This is a genomic window from Rhizobium croatiense (assembly GCF_019793465.1).
Lineage (GTDB): Bacteria > Pseudomonadota > Alphaproteobacteria > Rhizobiales > Rhizobiaceae > Rhizobium > Rhizobium croatiense.
In genome coordinates this window covers 158,685-174,831 of record NZ_JAILYJ010000012.1, presented here as the reverse complement: position 1 = coordinate 174,831, position 16,147 = coordinate 158,685, and the positions used below count along the sequence as shown (strand labels likewise).

Genomic DNA, 16,147 nt, shown 5'->3' with positions numbered 1-16,147 from the left:
ATTGAAGGAGGACAGCATGTCTTCCAATCTCAACATATCTGTGCGGACCTCTGACCTGGCTGTATTGCAAGGCGTCCTCGACGACGCCGGATACGATTCCACAAGTAGTCTCGCAGATCCTAAATATTACAACATCGCGGTCAAATTGCTGTTCAATCTTTATAATGATGGAATGACCTCGCCCGCCGCCCTTTCCATCGAACTCAGCCGGCACTTTGGAAAAACACCACTGCCCTCGAAATCATCCGCGGAGTTCGAGAAAAATCGCAAGTTGATACAGGGGATCCGTTCAGCCGTTGTGGTTAAGTCGCCCACCGGCGCTTGAACAGACACTGGGTGAGTTACCAATTCGACGAAGCCATTGCCACCCGGACGGCGGGTTGCATGGCGGAGCAGTTCGAACAGCTAGACGAGCTTCTCATCGCCCTCGGCGCAAGCGTCGGAGGCGCAGGAAGTCATCGACGCTCCGTGCCCTGAACTAGCTGCAACTCAGTGACACGGCGTCGGAATGCCTCCGGCAGAATCTGCTGCTTTGAACTCAAGCTCCTTTGCTGCACTTGCCGAAACCATAAATCGGCGACAGTGCGCCGGGCGGCACAATAAAGGGCACAATCAGAGGAGGCTGGAATGCCAGAAGTACCAAAAGAATTTGCAGCGAGCGCAAACGGAGACAAATGGTATCTCGGACATAACGGAACTGCGGACCAGCATATCGTGATCCATCGCGCCAACGACGCCTCCGGCGGCACTGAGACGAGGTGGCCGATTTCGAGCTTTCTGGAGCACTTCGGCGATCATCCGCAAGGTCAGGCTCTTCGCGAGGCACTGCGCGATGCTGGGTCTGTTGAACAGGAAGCACCAAGCGAACATACGCCCGTTGCGCAGAAACCGGTGATTTCTTTCCCCTGGTCTCGCAATATGGACCGCCTCAAGGATTAAGGCAGTAATCACTCACCTTAAAGCGTTCTTGGGGCGCGCGAGCTATCGAAGATTGCATGCTGCTATCTCCAGAAACGCTTGCTGTCGAGAACGTCATCGAGAGATGCTTGCGCTCGTTCGATCAGGGCGTCCTTGTCCGCATGGGAAACGACAGAATCTTTCGCCGGATGTCCGGACAGACCGTGCTTGTCCAAAACCTCCGGGCCAGTTACCAGATCGTTCAATGCGCCCAGATCGTCCTGAAGCGCTTCCATGGCCGCAAGAAATTTCTTATGCCGACGGACGCCCCGCGCGTCGTCGAAGAGTGAGGCGAAGAACTCGGCGGCGTATCTGAATCTCTTCGCATCCTTGCGAACCTCGTGTCTGTGGTCGTCGTCAAGCGTCGCCAAAGAGCCGCCGTCCTTCTTCAGCCGCTTCCGCTGCTTGTCCAGCACACGTTCTGCAAAGCCCCGAGCGCTGGGAATCGCCGCTGACGCCGTGCCGTTGCTAGGAAGGTAGTCGCCGCACTCCAGCCAATCGAACAGGTCGAGCATCAAGGTCCGAGACCGCGAAGAATTCAGAGCATCGATCGCGTCGCGGTAAACACTTTCCCGAGCCGACTTCAGCTTGAACACGAGATCAGGGTCCGTCGCTTTCGTCAGAAGGACGTCCACGTTGCGCGCCTCGCCGAGTATGACTGCTAGCCAGCGCAGTTCGTCCTTCAGCCGTAGCGGCTCGTTTCCGGGAATGATTGGCTTGAACAGCGAAAAAGCCGAACGGAGACGACGCAGCGCCACCCGCGCTTGATGAAGCGCCTCCGGGTTGCGCCGATGAAGGAGGACATCTTCATTTAATCGGAAATGGCGGAAACACGAAAGGGAGATGGCTCGAAAGGCCATAGCGGCATCCATATTCCGATCAAGATCGACACGCGCCGACTTGAACATTGTCTTCTGCGCCTCGATTAGGCCGAAGCCTCGCTCTGCCTTCGACCGGACGCCGATCCTGAACCCGGCGACGGCTTCGATTTTCCTGGCGAACACGAACAAGTCGTTGGAGCTGCCGTCCTTCAGCTCGATCTCAGCCTCGAGGAATGGAGAGAGCCGGTCCCCTGAAACAGCTTGTCCAGCATCGACGGCGACCTCGATCCGAGAGCCATTTTCTTCCACTTTCCAGAGCCGACTTTCGCAGACCGCGTCGAAGAGAGGTACAAGCTTCAGCTCGCCACCAAACTCTGCCAAAAGCGGGCTTGTGTGGTCGAGGACGGGTTCGTCGTTTTCGACGGGGGTCTCCCATTCCGATCTCGCAAAAAGAGCACTACTGGGGCCAATAGCCTTTACCGTTTGCGTTCTCGCGGTCTCCACCTTTCGTATGCGAAGGGTGTAGCCATTGTTCCAAAGCGTGCGGTCGGCGGCATCGAAGTAAATAGAGCTTTGCTGGACAACTTCAGCGGGTTCGCCCAGGAGATCGGAACCAATCAAGGCGTCGAAGGCTTCATGTGACAGATCAAGTTTGATTTCGGTTTCTGACGACATGATGAACTCCTCCTGCTTGACGACGGACTTCCAACGTGGATCTGACTGTCATAGTACGGTGTTACTGCGGCCTGATGAAAAATAGGAAGAAATCTAAGACGGCTATGCTCGCAAACCACAATAAGTCCCCGAGCGGCGATCTCGCCCGCGAAATTGCGCAGGCGGGCGCGATCTGTTATCGCAGGACCGACGACGGACGACTTGAAGTGCTCATGGTCGGGAGCCGTCGGAACGGCAGATGGGGCGTGCCGAAGGGACATCTCGGCGCCGGCGAGAGCAGCGACCTCACCGCGAGCCGCGAGTCGTTCGAAGAAGCAGGCGTCATCGGCAGTGTCGACAGAGCGGTATTTGGCTCTTTTACCTACCGGAAAGACAGCACCCCGCATCGCTACCATGTCGCCGTTCACCTTCTCGAGGTGACGGGTATTTCGGACGACTATCCGGAGAAAACGATCCGCAAGAAGGCCTGGTTCCCGCTTGACGCTGCGGTCACCGAAGCGTCTCAGCCGGGACTGAGGGCGCTGATGGTGAAACTTGCCAATTCGAGGAGTGTTCCTTCCTTTTGAAGGGTGCTCTTGCGGGCTCGCTTCCCTTTCGACCATCAGGACGCGTCACGATGAGCCGCGACCAGCTTGCCTATGTAGGTCTGGAGCGAGATCGATCCTCGAATTGGATCCTCGGGATATTCGGGGCCGTCAGCGGTGAGAGCCGTCATCCTTGCATATGATCGAGCCGCCGCGTCGGAGAAGCCCAGGCTGCGGTATGCGTCTTCCCAGGTTTCGCGCGGGATCACGTCTACGCGAACCGCCCGGCCGAGTGCGGCGGCGAAGGCTGCGGCGACATCGTTGGGGGAGTTCCGTTCCGGCCCCTCGACGGGGTATACGCCGATCTGTTCGATCGGCGCCTGCAGGAGCCGCGCGGCCACCCTTCCCAGATCCTCCGGCGCGACCATCGGGAGCTTGAGCTCGGCAGGGAGCATGGTCGATAACACCCCGTCCTTCATGACAGGTTCCAACATCGTATCCCAATTGCTGTAATAGTAGGCTGCGCGGATGACACTGGCAGGAATCGGCTGGTTCCTCAGGCCCACTTCCAGGTCGTAAAGGACGTTGAGATCGCCGCATTCCTTGCCCGGCTGCGCGCCCAGGGTTGATTGCGCCACGACCTTCTCCAGTCCGGACCCTTCGATCGCCTCAAGCAGGCAGCGCACGGTCTCGCGTTCCTCCCGATCCGTATCGCTCGAGATGTCAGCGTTCGGGTTCAGTAGGAAGGCCCGCTTTCCGCGGCGGAACACCTCACGCAGCGAGGCGACGTCGTGGACGTCGGCGACGGCGACCTCCGCGCCCCGCTGTTGCCATGCGCCGGCCTTCTCAGGGTCTCGCGTGACGATGGTAACGGCCTCGCCCTCATCGAGCAGTGTCTGCGCCACGGCGGAACCGACGTGGCCTGTCCCGCCAACAACGATGTACATTAGCCAGTCTCCAGCAATGAGGCGCATAACGTTTCGCCCCCTTCAAAGGTTCCTTGCCGCAGCAGATGCAATTCACCGACGCGGAGCGCTTCTTCGCCTGGAACGGTGCTCCACCTGTTTATGGCGCTGCTGAAGCCGGAACCGCTGAGCCAGCAGCAACCGGTGTCGCTCCCGCGCCATCTGGGTTACGATGCGTGGCTGAGAACGGGCGTAGGCGCCTAGTCGGACCACCTAACTTAGGAGGCCAGTGTGAGCCCAACAGTGAGATTTATGGCCGCGGCCGAGGAAGACCTTGCGGTCGATACGATCTTGTTGTCGTTTGCAGCCGATCCTATGGCGCGATGGACCTGGCCCAATGCACACCAGTACCTTGCGGCCATGCCGCGAATGATCCGGGCGTTCGGGAGCAGCGCCTTCTCCAACGGAAGCGCCTTTTGCACCGACGGTTACGCCGGGACGGCGCTGTGGCTGCCGCCCGGGGTGCATTCTGACGAGGAAGGACTTGGTGCGGTGCTCGAAAGCACCGTTGCGCCCTCTCTTGCCCCGGAAACCACGGTCATATTCGAGCAGATGGCCACGTACCACCCGAAGGAACCACATTGGTACCTGCCGCTGATCGGCGTCGAGCCGGCGCATCAAGGCGAAGGTCACGGGGACGCCTTGATGGTGTATGCACTCGCAAGGTGCGATCGCGATCACGCGCCAGCCTATTTGGAATCCTCGAACCCGCGCAACATTCCGTTCTACCGGCGCTACGGCTTCGAACCGCTCGGGGCGATCCAGGCCGGGTCATCGCCGACGCTCGTCCCGATGCTGCGGCCGCCCCATTAAGCTCGGTTCGATCCGACAGTGCTCGAGCGCCTTGAAAGGAATCGAACCTTAGGCACGCATTACCAGGTGAGCCCGGCTCTGTGAACGAGCATGAAGTGGCGCGAACGTTTCAGTGTGCGTTGCCCGGTTTCTCCTTTGCCCTCACAATGGCGTCCGCCTCCTTGCCGTATAGTTCCTCGAAGTGATCGAAGGTCTTGGAAAAATACCCAATGCCCTGCGTCGCCGAGCGCAGCGATCGCGCCAGATCTTCAAGTGCGCCGCCCGGAACGAGCGCCCGGAAGATATCCCATCCCTTGGCGGTTTCATCACGGTCGAAGCCGAGAACCTGACCGTTGAGAGCGGCGACGATCTGGACAAGGCTGCCTGAATAGACCGACGGGATGTGGAACTCGGTGCGGAAGACCGGCTGCATCAAGACGGGCGATCCTTCGGAAAGCGCCTGTCGCACCCCCATTCTCGACGCAGTCCGGAAGGCGTGTTCCGAACTGTCGACGGCATGGTGCTGACCATCCAACAGCGTTACGCCGACATCGATGACTTCGAAGCCCAGCGGTCCTTTCTCCATCGCTTCGCGCGCGCCCGCTTCGACGGCGGGGAAGTAATTGCGCGGAACGGCGCCGCCCTTGACAGTTTCGCCGAAGGTGAAGCCCTGGCCGCGCTCGTTGGGGTGAATGCTCAACTTCACATCCGCGAATTGCCCGGCACCGCCGGTCTGTTTGCGATGGCGGTAGTGAACCTCCGATGGTTTCGCGATCGTCTCGCGGTAGATTGGGCTGGGCGTTCGGTCGGTCACCGAGATGTGAAAGACTTCCGCCAGCGTTCGGCAGAGATCACGCAGATGCACCGGCCCTTGGGCGCGGACGAGTTGAGCGCCCGTGCCTTCCTCCTGCAAGACTTTCAGGCCGCGATCCGTCTCGGAAAGTTTCGCCAGCGTTTCGGAAAGTTTGTTTTCATCGCGCTCGCTGCCCGGAACCAGGATCCTTTCAAGCATTGGCGTCGGTGGTTCCGTCCACTCAGGCGGGGCGACCACCGCACCGGAGGTCAACAGCGAAGGGACGGGCAGGTGGTCGGACTTGACCGTCGCGAAGACATCTCCCGGCGCAGGCAGAACCGCCGAATTGGACCGCCCGTTTGCGAGATTTTGCACGGCGCCGAGGCCGGAGCCGCCCAGTGATGCGCCTTGCCGCAGTCCCTCGCCAAGTGCGCGCACGAGCACCGTCTTGCCGACATTCTGGCGATGATAGGCATGGAAGCTCACGGCCACCAGCTTGCCGTCATCGACAGTTCCCGTATGGGCGAGACGCTGGCGAAGAACCCCGACCGGCGGCGCCTCGTGGCGCAGCGCCTTCATCAGCCTCATCATGCCGTTGCCGTGACTTGCAGCACCGATCAGCACCGGGATAATTCTGTTTTCCCTGAGAACCCGTGATGAAATGGCATAGAGCGCGTCGCTGGATGGCTCCCGGTCCTCGATCAGCTCCTCGAGAAGCCAGTCATCAAATTCGGACAGGTGTTCCAGGAGCTCGGTGCGCGCTTCGTGCTCGCGTTCGGCAGTACTTTCGGGGATGGCGATCAGCGCCGAAGGCTGGCCTTCCCGGTAGCGCCACGCCCGTTCCGAAATCAGATCGCAACTGCCAATGATCCTGTCCCCCTCGCGGATCGGGATCTGGCGAAGCAAAAGGGTGTGGCTGGCGTAGTCTTGAAGCGCGGCGATCACGTCCCTCAACCGCCCTCTCGGTTCGTCCATCCGGTTGACGAAGAGGATGCAAGGCGTCCCCGAGGCTTCGATTATCCTGAGATAGGGCGCGGCGAGCACAGCCTCCTCGGGTGCCGATGAAACGCACAATATGCAGGCGTCGCTGGCAAGAAGCGCGTGCTGCGCATGCGCCAACGCTTCGTTGGGTCCTGGCGCATCCAGTGCACACCACGCCTCGTTTCCGAAGGTGAACTCTGTGAGGTTCAATCCATAAGGGGAGCTGGATTTTTTCGGCGTCCCCTCCAGGGAGCCGAGCTTTTCCACGACCGTCGATTTTCCGGTCTGCGAGGGTCCAAGCACGGTAAAGCAACGCATCGGCATTCCTCCAACTGCCATAAACACAACTTTCAGCCATCATAGGATGCCCTGAACCGCTGCAAGGCGCCAGAGGTGTTCAGTTTCACAACGGTTTTGGCCTGGACTTGCGTTTACCGTCGTGTGTTCTGGACGGGCCGAAGCATTCTTTCTCGCCCGCTCTATGCAAATCTCGATGATGGAAAAGCGCGGTCATGCGCCAAGCTACTTAACGACAAGGGCGGGTGAAAACTTCTACGATAACCTAGTTGATTGACTTGATGGGATCAGAACGTTGCCCTCGTGGTTTCCCTCGAAGGCAACTACCGCCCGATCTCTTACGGCGGACGTATTGGAGTGGAGAGCCGACCTTCGGAGCCCCCGCTTGAACCGGTCGATTGTCAATGTTAGCACCGCTCAGAGGAAGTAACATATACGTACATATCTGCTAGGTAGCCTGACTAGCTTCTTAGGGGCCATCCAGATCACACTTATGGTCGAAAGCTCATTGTCAGACGACAGATGGCGATTTTGTATTCATGAGGAGTGGCCGTGGCCAGATATAATCCAGAGGCTGACCTTTCACCGCTTTATGAGACGATGGACCGCCTTCGTACCGATTGCCTAATCGGGGATGGTTCGCTCCTTTCACCCGGACGGTCCCTGTGGAGCGCCGAGAACTTCGCCGAGTTGCAGCGAACCTATGTGCAGAACCTTGATGAGGGCGAAGGCAAGTTCTTTGAGAAGCTTAAGGTTCAGCTATCGGATGCCACGGCCGATGGCCACTGTCTGATGGCCGAGCTGATATGGCTGCTTTATGCGTTTCAGCGGGGTGATGTTTCGCCGCAAACGAAGAATCTGAAAGTCAGGGACGTCTGGTCCTGGTCTGGTGAAGAATTGTCACGGGATGTCGCAGCACTGACTGATCCGGTCCTGCATGGTGTCGGGCGGGCTGGGCAGGGATACAACAACAACAAATGGCGCGAACTTGTCTTGCTAATAACCGCCATGCAGGACCTGAAATCCAATCCGGAAGAAGAGCGGCGACGGTTGCTCGCCGACAGCAGCGTATTTTCCGAATGGATCTACGTCCAAGCGAATGGTGAGAACCGGCAGTTGCGCCATATCCTGCCCTTCCTGCTCTTCCCGGATCATTTTGAGCGGATCAGCGCTGGACAGCATAAACGGGATATTCTGACGGGATTTGGAGTCACATCAGCGTCGGAGGCTGGCGCGATGAGTATCACTGACCTTGATGCGGCGCTTCTCAACCTGCGAAAAGATCTGGAAGCCAAGCATGGCTCGCGCGTCGATTTCTATGAGGGCGATTTCAGGACCGTCTGGCAAATGCCGAAGGAGAGGAAGCCACGCTTGATGGCTGAGTCGGACGAGAACGCCGTGGCATCGACACCATCCGGGTACGAGCTGAACACAATTTTCTACGGCCCGCCCGGTACGGGAAAGACGTTCAGCACTGCGAGACGCGCCGTCGAGATCTGCCTCGGAGAGGCCCCGAACGAACCGGCTGCTGTGCGCCAACTCTATGAGCAACTGGTCAAGGACGGCCGTATTGGCTTCGTCACCTTCCACCAGAGCTACACCTACGAGGATTTTGTCGAGGGATTGAGGCCCAGGCCGACGGCGTCGGGTGGGGGGTTCACGCTCGAACCGGAAGCCGGAGTCCTGAAAGTGATTGCAGAGCGCGCAACGAAGCAGCAGCGCAATCACGTGCTCATCATCGACGAAATCAACCGGGCCAACATTTCCAAGGTGCTTGGGGAACTCATCACGCTTCTGGAAGCCGATAAGAGACGAGGAGCGTCGGCGGCCATCACTGTGACACTACCCTATTCAAAGTCGACATTCTCCCTGCCAGCGAACCTCTACATTGTTGGCACGATGAACACGGCCGACCGATCGATATCGCTGCTGGATACTGCATTACGTCGTCGGTTCGTCTTTGAGGAATTGTCGCCAGATCCAACGAAGCTCGTGGATATTGAACTGGATGACAGTGCGCTTGATATGGCTGCCATCCTGGAAAGCCTCAATCTGCGGCTTGCCTACTTCCTGGGAGGGGACGCCCAGATCGGCCATGCGTGGTTCATGGGAGCGAAGACAAAGGCCGATCTTGATCGGATCATGGCTTTCAAGGTCATCCCGCTGTTGCGCGAGTATTTCCATGACGACCTCGAACGGGTCCGTATCGTGCTAGGCGGCGGCGATGGCTTTCTTTCGAGGGCGCACCTCCCGGTGCCCAAAGGGGCGGAGGGCTTCGCGGAGGATCGGTACCGCTACTCCGACATCTATCGAGACGAAGGCGCATACCCAGAAGAGGCCTATATGATGCTTTTGGGTGAAGCGTAATGCCTGCCCGAAAGCCCCATTATACGCGTTCGGAATGGTCTTCCTTGCCGATTGGAACTCACGGCATCAGCGAGGGGCAGGCCGAACAACTGCATCTGGCGGCGATCTCGGCGGCTCGCCGGCTTGGCGTTCCCGAGAATGGCGTATTGGCGCGAGGTTTTCGCAGACTTGAGACGAAACAGGTCTGCGGGATCATCGCCGTTCAAGGGGCAACCCTCGAGATCCTGCCCAAACTGAATGACGACGACGGCGCGTTGCGCGCAACCCTCGTGCGGATGCTCGCGGTGGCCTTCGATGTCGCGATTTCGGAGGGGCAAATCGCGGAGATGGGCGCACAGGAGAACGATCTGCTCGAAGCGTTCATCAACCTGTTCGTCACGCGCCTCACGCACCAAGTCCGTGCAGGACTCACACGAGCCTATGTGGCGGAAGAGGATGTACTGCCGAAATTGCGCGGCAGCCTCGACCTGCGACAACAGATTGTTCGTCGGACCATGGACCCTTCTAGGTTGCATTGCCGGTTCGACGAGTACTCCGAAAACTCCCCTCTCAATCGCCTGTTCAAAACCTGCCTTTCACACACTGCATCCTTTGTACGTTCAGAACCTCTTCGGCGGCGAATTGTCGGTCTGAAACAACGATTCGCGGACATACCAGACAGCCACGATCCGCTGGGCGAGCGGATCGTCTGGAACCGGATGAATGAGCGGTTCCGGCCAGCCCAAACATTGGCTCGCATGTTGCTGGAAGCGGAGTGGCAGAACACGACGTCGGGGCACGTCGCCGGTCTCGCTCTCCTGTTTCCGATGAATCTACTATTTGAGCGCTACGTTTCGCGATGGCTGCAGAAGGTTCTCCCAGCGGGATCTGTGTCGCTACAGCGCCGCCAGCACACATTGTTGCAACACGGTGCCTATCCCCTGATCCCGGACATCGTGATTGAGACTTCACATGGACCGCTGATCGTGGACACCAAGTGGAAGGATCTCGGCGACAAAACCGGATCTCCCCCAAGCGTCAGCCAAGCCGACCTCTATCAGCTTGCGTCTTATGGTGCGGTCTATCACGCCAATCGCGTCATACTGCTCTATCCGGGAACCGGGCAGAGTCGCCCTCCTACTGTCTGGCGCTACACCGCGACGGATCGACAGGTCGAAATCTGGCGCGTCGATCTGCGAACCGCCACGAACAGAAATGAATGGGGAAGCATTGCGCAAAATCTGATCAAGTCCGAGCTCGCAACACAACGCACCTCGTAAAGCGCCTTGCATAGGCTGGCGTGCCCGACAGACGGAGGCTAACACGGCACAGAACGCCGGCCACTTGGCAGCGGGTAATGTCTACGTCTCTTAGCCTTCTGCGCTCACGCAGGGACAACAGAATGATGCCAACCTTGGCGCAGGCCTGTCTGCTCTGCGCCGCACGGTCGCCATCCACAGACAGTCAGCAAGCGGTCCCAGTCCCGACTTTCATCCCCGAGCTCATGCGACGCGTTGTCTTAGGCACGGATCCGGCCAGAGTGTTCCACCGAGCCCCTCTTCGTGGCCGAGGCCGTGTAGGGCGAGAACATCCCGGAATCGCGGGGACGCCATCATCTAGGAACAAAGGGGCGGCTTCATCGGATCGGCGCGTAGACCAGCGCAAACTTGCTCATCCGCAACGACGGGCTGTTTAAGGAGCGGACAAAGCTTGTAAATTTCGGTACGAACATCAAACTTGGCTCTCGAATATTTTAGCTAATGGCCAGCTGATGTCCCCTGTAGAACAAAAATCATTCAGACTTAAGCGGCCGGATTTCGCGGATGTGCCGGAATCCCGACGCCGGAACATGTCAGCCATACGACCGCGGCACACCAAACCAGAACACATCGTGCGCCAATTACTGCACCGGCTTGGCTACCGGTTCCGGCTTCACCGGAAGGATTTGCCCGGGCACCCCGATATCGTTTTTCCGGGCCGGTGGAAGGTGATTTTTGTGCATGGATGCTTTTGGCATCGCCATGGCTGCGGAAATTCAGTACTGCCCCGCACCCGGAGGGAATGGTGGGAAGCCAAGCTGCATCGTAACGTGGAAAGAGACGAAGCTGCGCTTGCCGGGCTCCGAAAGCTGGGATGGTCGCCATTGGTGATATGGGAATGCGAAATTGGGGACAAGGAGGCTCTGGCGCAGGTGTTGCACAAGCATTTGGGGCCGCCGGGCTCCCGCACGGTTTAGATGTGTTACTTGAATTATAATAGTTACGAGTCGCGCGGGCCGCGCCGGGCAAGAGGGTAAGACGACAAGATGAAAAAGGTCACATCCGGCACCGGGACTTCTCCACTCCTCTATAAACTCGACAGACTTCGCCTGGGCGAGCCAGCACGCGTCCTCGATCTCTTTGCAGGTGCAGGCGGCATCAGTCTTGGTTTCCATCGAGCGGGGTTCGAGATAGAGGGAGCCGTTGAGATCGATCCTCTGGCCGCTCTCACCCACGCGAGAAACTTTCATGCACATTTAGAAGCAGACAAGTTTGGCGTGCATGCCCAGCCTCGGGATATGAGGATGGATCCGGCAGCTCTGGCAGAGGAACTCGAATTAGGAGACGTTGAAAGTGCTATCGACGTCCTTGTGGGCGGCCCTCCTTGCCAAGCTTATGCCAGAGTCGGCCGCGCCAAGCTGCGTGAAGTGGCAGATCACCCCGAGGCGTTCCGCGTTGACCCGAGAGGCAACCTTTACCTGCGCTATCTGGCTTACGTCCGCGCGTTCTGCCCTCTCGCCGTTCTAATCGAGAATGTGCCCGACATCCTTCACTACGGCCACCACAATGTGGCAGAGGAGATTGTTGAGGCGCTCGACGACCTCGGCTACACGGCGCGATACTCGCTAATCAACTCGGCGTTTCATGGCGTGCCGCAGATGCGAGACCGCGTCTATCTGATCGCCTACAGGCGCGAGCTGGGCTTAGATGTGCGCTTCCCTAAGGCAACCAATCATCTCAAGCTGCCACTAGGCTATGCCGGCACCCGTGCGGTGGCTCTGCGCTACGTGGATCGCCAGGGAATGTCAGGTTATGTTCCTCCGGACCTAGGCCATGATGGATTGGCTGCCCCGGTATCCGCCGAGGAGGCGATCGGAGACCTGGCACCTATCGGTGGTCGTTCCGTAAAGCGTGGCACCCGACGCTTCGATAAGCTCTCCACCTACCGGGACGACCGCCAGCCGTCACCGTACGCAATCAAGATGCGGAATTGGGCTGGCTTCGCGTCAGAAGAAGGCGTCTGGGACCATGTGATCCGATACCTGCCGCGGGACCACCTCACCTTCGCCGAAATGCGTCCGGGCGCAGAGTATCCTGAGGCTCATGCAACGGCGGCAAAAATCGTTGATCGAATGGCGTCAGAACGTGGCGTAAAGCAGGGAACGCAAGCGTACAACGAGCTATGGAATAGCATCGTCCCCCCGTACGACGTATCCAAATTTCCTAATCGCTGGTGGAAGCTCAGGCCAGAGTTCCCGGTCCGCACCCTGATGGCTCATATCGGCAAGGATACCTACTCACATATCCACTACGACGCTGCCCAGGCGCGGACGATCTCCGTTCGTGAAGCGGCTCGTCTCCAGTCCTTCCCCGACGGGTTCGCCTTCAGCGGAACCATGAACCCGGCTTTCCGCCAGATCGGCAACGCTGTGCCGCCCATGATGTCATTTGCGCTGGCCGAGGTGATCCATGAAGACCTCAGGACGGCGGCCAACACATTAACAGAAATGCAGCGGTTGCACCGCCGGGGCTAACGGAACGCCTGTGAAGCCCTAACCATGCCGATTACCTCGTCCACACCCAACGTCGGAAGATTGGCAAGGCTGACCGTATAGCGCACCGCCAGGACCCCAGAGGGTGGTCGGAAGTCTTCGTTGAGACGCGGAAACTGATCATCAACGTCATAAAGCGCGGCCTCGCGGAGATGAAAGCGGAGGAGCTCCCCGGACTTCCTCATTTCGTCCGACCAGTTGAGACGCGAGAGTTTGACCAGGAAGTCGTCGACCGCGGCGGGGTCATCCCTGATTGAATCGATGACCTCATCAATCAGGGACGCAAGGGTGAGTGTCCCGCCGATAGAGGCCTCAAGTTGCACCGACGCCAGCAAAAGACGACGACCGTCCGGCGCCCACAATTGATCTAGGCGAGAAATGTCGTGCTCGTGCCGGCTGGCGCGGGTGGTTTTCACCTCGAGATGAAGGTTCCCTGAAACAAAGTCATGGCACTCACTCTCTGGCCCGCTCCAGAGCAACACGGCGCGCGCGCCGAGCGCATCGATCATAATTTTGGCAAGGACAATCAGTTCTCCGGCTAGGCCGACCTGGGTTGTCTGACTCATATACTGGCGCGTTGGACGCCAAGCCGACTGCCACTGCCTGATGATGGAAGCGACGGCAGCCCATGGTTCACGATTCTGAACAAGTACGGCCTCTACGACCTCCCTGCATACGGGAGTGAAGACGCGCTCATGAGGGGCTGTCGCTACCAGACCAAGGAACTGTCCTTCACTGGTGACACGATGCCGAACCATCAGACCGTTTAAATCCGGGAACTCCTGGAATGATGGTCCCTCAGAGACTGGGACGAGCAGATGGAGATCGCCTTCAGCGTCCATGCCCATAAGGATGGCCGTCTCTTCACCCCGGTATTGAAGGCCACGCGTCACCAGCCCATCATCCGAAATCGGACGACCAGACCTCAGCTCCGCCCAGGCCTCCGGAGTCGGCTCCTCAGCCATCCGTCACGCCCCGATTGACGATACTGGTGCTTGCGCCGTCAGAAGTTCGAGGCAAGCTTAGGGCCACGGCGATCACTGCGTCTATCTCACCGACGCCGAGGGGGCCTGGGTCAAGCGGATACACGATAAGTAGCCCTTCGGTCGGGGGGCGAGCAGCGCGCATGGACTCCGCGTCGTAATTGCCGTTCCGTCGGCGGTAGGCATCGGGGCCACCCGGCAAGTCGACTCCCTCATGCCGTGGGTCAATCAAAATCCCGATGCTCTCGCAACTTGTACGAGATCTGGTAACCACCCCGGTCAACAGCCCGCCAATCTTTGTATCAGCACCTTCCCGGGAACCAGCGACAAACACCGACCAATTCACTAGCTCCCCTGCCCCGGCACGCTCGCTGATCCAATCCGCCAACTCATGACCGCGAAACGCAATCACCTCGTCATGCGTGCGATACAGGCGCAGGTAATCGCAGATAATTTCAGGAGGGACATCCTGAAGCAGCCAGCCGCCAGCAATTTGCCGACCGCCTCCGATATTGCTTATGAGACGCTCGGTCAGCAGCCGGTTATCGACCAAGCGATCCTGGTTGCCAAGCGGAAGCATAACTGTCTGTGGGTGCTCGCCGGACCAGGAGTCCCGGACTTCCGTTGAGAACCCCGATTTGTTGCGGGCGGTCAGCAACAGACCGCTATGCGCGCGTAGGCGAATTGCCATTTCATCCGGTCGGCGGCCAGCACGCGCCAGAGAGCGAAGAGAATCTCTCAATGATTGTTCGACGAGCGTGAGCTCCGTAAACCACTGAGCGATGCCGTCTGTAGTCCAGACGCGGACCAGATCTTCGTAGCCCGTTCGGAACCCGTACCAGCGCGCCATTTGCAACAAAGTGTCCACCATGTTGGTGGTCCGCAGAAAGTACGAAACCGTCAGCCCTTCAAGGGTGAGTCCACGAGAAAGTCTGTTGCCCCCAACCGCAACGAGATGTCGTCCGGGATGGAGGTCGTACTCCAAATTTTCTCCAGCGACGCTGTTGAGTTCGAGGATTTCCAGTCCGCCCATCACCCGACAGGCACGCGCGATTATTTCTGACTTATCGGCCGGAAGCTCTACGCCTGCGAGATGGCTCGTGATAATTCCGTGAAAGAGTCCGTCCAGGCTCTGCCCTTGCTGAAGCGCACCCTGCCAGATGTCGCGCTGATCCTTCAAAGCGCCTGCGATACGAGCTTGGTCAGCCGTCCGCGAGCTGATATGCACCAGCATTGTGTGCGGTTGACCTACAAGACCGGGGCGGAGTTCCCGGATGGCACCGGCCAAGCAAAACGTGAGCAAGGCATCCGAAAGCGAGGTTGGGATCAAGTTTTCGGCAGGACGAACAACGAGACCCGCGCTCCGGCGCCTGCCGGTGTTGCGCAAACGTTGAACGTCCTCTTCCGGCACCGGCCTTAACACGTCGCGCCCCTGTGCCGCGACGCCAAAGAGCTCCTCGGTTCCTGTGTATCCATCCGGTCTCGGCAGCTGGAGAGCGAAATCGCGCGGGAACAGGTCTTCTCCCGCCTCACTATCAAGCGCTTGAGGATTTATGAATATGTTGGCGAACGGGGTCGCCGTGTACGCGACGTAGCTGACCCGGGGCAAAAGCCTCAGAATAGTCCGGATCAACCTGTTCGTCGGCGAAGGAGCAGAAGCCTTGTCGCTGGCATCGTCCTCATCACTGATTGTCGGGTCACGGTTGCCCCGCGTGTTGATTGATGCTTGATCCGCCTCGTCGTCGATTATGAGCGCCGGAAGGTCCCCGACGCGTACGCCTGCCGCCTGGAGGAACTCGATCAGCTTGGTAAGGATGTGTGTGTTCTTCTTGATGACCGCCAGAAAAGCCCCGCTCCGCTGGAGAATTGCGGGATCAGCACGCGCAAAATCCGCGTCGCGACCGGTCAACAACGTCCAACCCGGTGCCTCCCAGCTCTCTTCGGAGAGTCCGACCAGTTCCCGCTCAAGGCGCACCTGGGTCTGATTTCGCAGAGAATCGTGGATCCCCGATAGCACGATGATAAGGCGATATCCCGCGTCCACAGCCCGCGCCGCTACAGCGGTGTAGTTTGCGGTCTTCCCGCTCTGCACGTATCCCACAACAAGGCCACGCCCACTGAAGAATCCATTCGAAAGTGGATCCCGCAGGTGCCGAAGGACACGGAAGGATTCTGCGTCAAGCGACGCGACCTGATCCGGCT

At 58.9% G+C, this 16,147-nt stretch carries 13 protein-coding genes; 8 read left to right on the top strand and 5 right to left on the bottom strand.

Annotated elements, in window-relative coordinates; translation table 11 throughout:
• Nucleotides 1–16: 16 nt before the first annotated feature.
• On the top strand, nt 17–325 hold the full coding sequence (locus tag K6M89_RS20140) for a hypothetical protein (RefSeq protein ID WP_222140698.1): 309 nt from the start codon (nt 17–19) through the stop codon (nt 323–325).
• Between the two features lie 302 nt (nt 326–627).
• A complete protein-coding gene (locus K6M89_RS20135; RefSeq protein ID WP_222140697.1) occupies nt 628–939 on the top strand; it encodes a hypothetical protein in 312 nt (103 codons plus the stop codon).
• Nucleotides 940–1,001: 62 nt separating this feature from the next.
• Here K6M89_RS20135 and K6M89_RS20130 read toward each other — a convergent pair whose 3' ends face one another.
• Entirely contained in the window at nt 1,002–2,453 is a 1,452-nt protein-coding gene (locus tag K6M89_RS20130) for a CYTH and CHAD domain-containing protein (RefSeq protein WP_222140696.1), read from the bottom strand.
• 35 nt (nt 2,454–2,488) lie between these two features.
• Between K6M89_RS20130 and K6M89_RS20125 the strand changes: the two genes are divergently transcribed.
• Entirely contained in the window at nt 2,489–3,019 is a 531-nt protein-coding gene (locus tag K6M89_RS20125) for an NUDIX hydrolase (RefSeq protein ID WP_313140625.1), read from the top strand.
• A gap of 35 nt (nt 3,020–3,054) precedes the next feature.
• Here K6M89_RS20125 and K6M89_RS20120 read toward each other — a convergent pair whose 3' ends face one another.
• On the bottom strand, nt 3,055–3,924 hold the full coding sequence (locus K6M89_RS20120) for an NmrA family NAD(P)-binding protein (RefSeq protein ID WP_222140695.1): 870 nt from the start codon (nt 3,922–3,924) through the stop codon (nt 3,055–3,057).
• Nucleotides 3,925–4,194: 270 nt separating this feature from the next.
• Between K6M89_RS20120 and K6M89_RS20115 the strand changes: the two genes are divergently transcribed.
• The gene (locus tag K6M89_RS20115) at nt 4,195–4,755 is read left to right on the top strand and encodes a GNAT family N-acetyltransferase (RefSeq protein ID WP_222140751.1); all 561 of its coding nucleotides are present in this window, start codon (nt 4,195–4,197) and stop codon (nt 4,753–4,755) included.
• 109 nt (nt 4,756–4,864) lie between these two features.
• On the opposite strand, the gene K6M89_RS20110 is transcribed toward K6M89_RS20115, so the two are convergent.
• A complete protein-coding gene (locus K6M89_RS20110; RefSeq protein ID WP_222140694.1) occupies nt 4,865–6,826 on the bottom strand; it encodes an elongation factor G in 1,962 nt (653 codons plus the stop codon).
• 531 nt (nt 6,827–7,357) lie between these two features.
• On the opposite strand from K6M89_RS20110, the gene K6M89_RS20105 reads away from it, so the two are divergent.
• The 4 genes from K6M89_RS20105 to K6M89_RS20090 all read left to right on the top strand — a co-directional run bounded on the left by K6M89_RS20105 (nt 7,358) and on the right by K6M89_RS20090 (nt 12,944).
• Entirely contained in the window at nt 7,358–9,172 is a 1,815-nt protein-coding gene (locus K6M89_RS20105; RefSeq protein ID WP_222140693.1) for an McrB family protein, read from the top strand.
• Nucleotides 9,173–9,216: 44 nt separating this feature from the next.
• Entirely contained in the window at nt 9,217–10,431 is a 1,215-nt protein-coding gene (locus tag K6M89_RS20100) for an McrC family protein (protein WP_222140692.1), read from the top strand.
• Nucleotides 10,432–10,922: 491 nt separating this feature from the next.
• Nucleotides 10,923–11,387, top strand: coding sequence for a very short patch repair endonuclease (locus K6M89_RS20095; protein WP_222140691.1), 465 nt, complete (start codon nt 10,923–10,925; stop codon nt 11,385–11,387).
• A gap of 69 nt (nt 11,388–11,456) precedes the next feature.
• On the top strand, nt 11,457–12,944 hold the full coding sequence (locus K6M89_RS20090; RefSeq protein ID WP_222140690.1) for a DNA cytosine methyltransferase: 1,488 nt from the start codon (nt 11,457–11,459) through the stop codon (nt 12,942–12,944).
• Here K6M89_RS20090 and K6M89_RS20085 read toward each other — a convergent pair.
• Both K6M89_RS20085 and K6M89_RS20080 read right to left on the bottom strand, forming a co-directional pair.
• Nucleotides 12,941–13,927 (bottom strand): PD-(D/E)XK motif protein, encoded by a 987-nt coding sequence (locus K6M89_RS20085; RefSeq protein WP_222140689.1) that lies wholly within the window; start codon nt 13,925–13,927, stop codon nt 12,941–12,943. The genes K6M89_RS20090 and K6M89_RS20085 overlap by 4 nt on opposite strands.
• Nucleotides 13,920–15,989 (bottom strand): Z1 domain-containing protein, encoded by a 2,070-nt coding sequence (locus tag K6M89_RS20080; RefSeq protein ID WP_313140612.1) that lies wholly within the window; start codon nt 15,987–15,989, stop codon nt 13,920–13,922. The genes K6M89_RS20085 and K6M89_RS20080 overlap by 8 nt, the downstream gene beginning before the upstream one ends.
• Nucleotides 15,990–16,147: the final 158 nt, after the last annotated feature.

Excerpts from the sequence above, each read along its gene's own strand:
- K6M89_RS20140 (WP_222140698.1), top strand. The coding sequence starts at position 17 with ATGTCTTCCAATCTCAACATATCTGTGCGGACCTCTGACCTGGCTGTA.
- K6M89_RS20135 (WP_222140697.1), top strand. The coding sequence starts at position 628 with ATGCCAGAAGTACCAAAAGAATTTGCAGCGAGCGCAAACGGAGACAAA.
- K6M89_RS20130 (WP_222140696.1), bottom strand. The coding sequence starts at position 2,453 with ATGTCGTCAGAAACCGAAATCAAACTTGATCTGTCACATGAAGCCTTC.
- K6M89_RS20120 (WP_222140695.1), bottom strand. The coding sequence starts at position 3,924 with ATGTACATCGTTGTTGGCGGGACAGGCCACGTCGGTTCCGCCGTGGCG.
- K6M89_RS20115 (WP_222140751.1), top strand. The coding sequence starts at position 4,195 with ATGGCCGCGGCCGAGGAAGACCTTGCGGTCGATACGATCTTGTTGTCG.
- K6M89_RS20110 (WP_222140694.1), bottom strand. The coding sequence starts at position 6,826 with ATGCGTTGCTTTACCGTGCTTGGACCCTCGCAGACCGGAAAATCGACG.
- K6M89_RS20095 (WP_222140691.1), top strand. The coding sequence starts at position 10,923 with ATGTCCCCTGTAGAACAAAAATCATTCAGACTTAAGCGGCCGGATTTC.
- K6M89_RS20090 (WP_222140690.1), top strand. The coding sequence starts at position 11,457 with ATGAAAAAGGTCACATCCGGCACCGGGACTTCTCCACTCCTCTATAAA.
- K6M89_RS20085 (WP_222140689.1), bottom strand. The coding sequence starts at position 13,927 with ATGGCTGAGGAGCCGACTCCGGAGGCCTGGGCGGAGCTGAGGTCTGGT.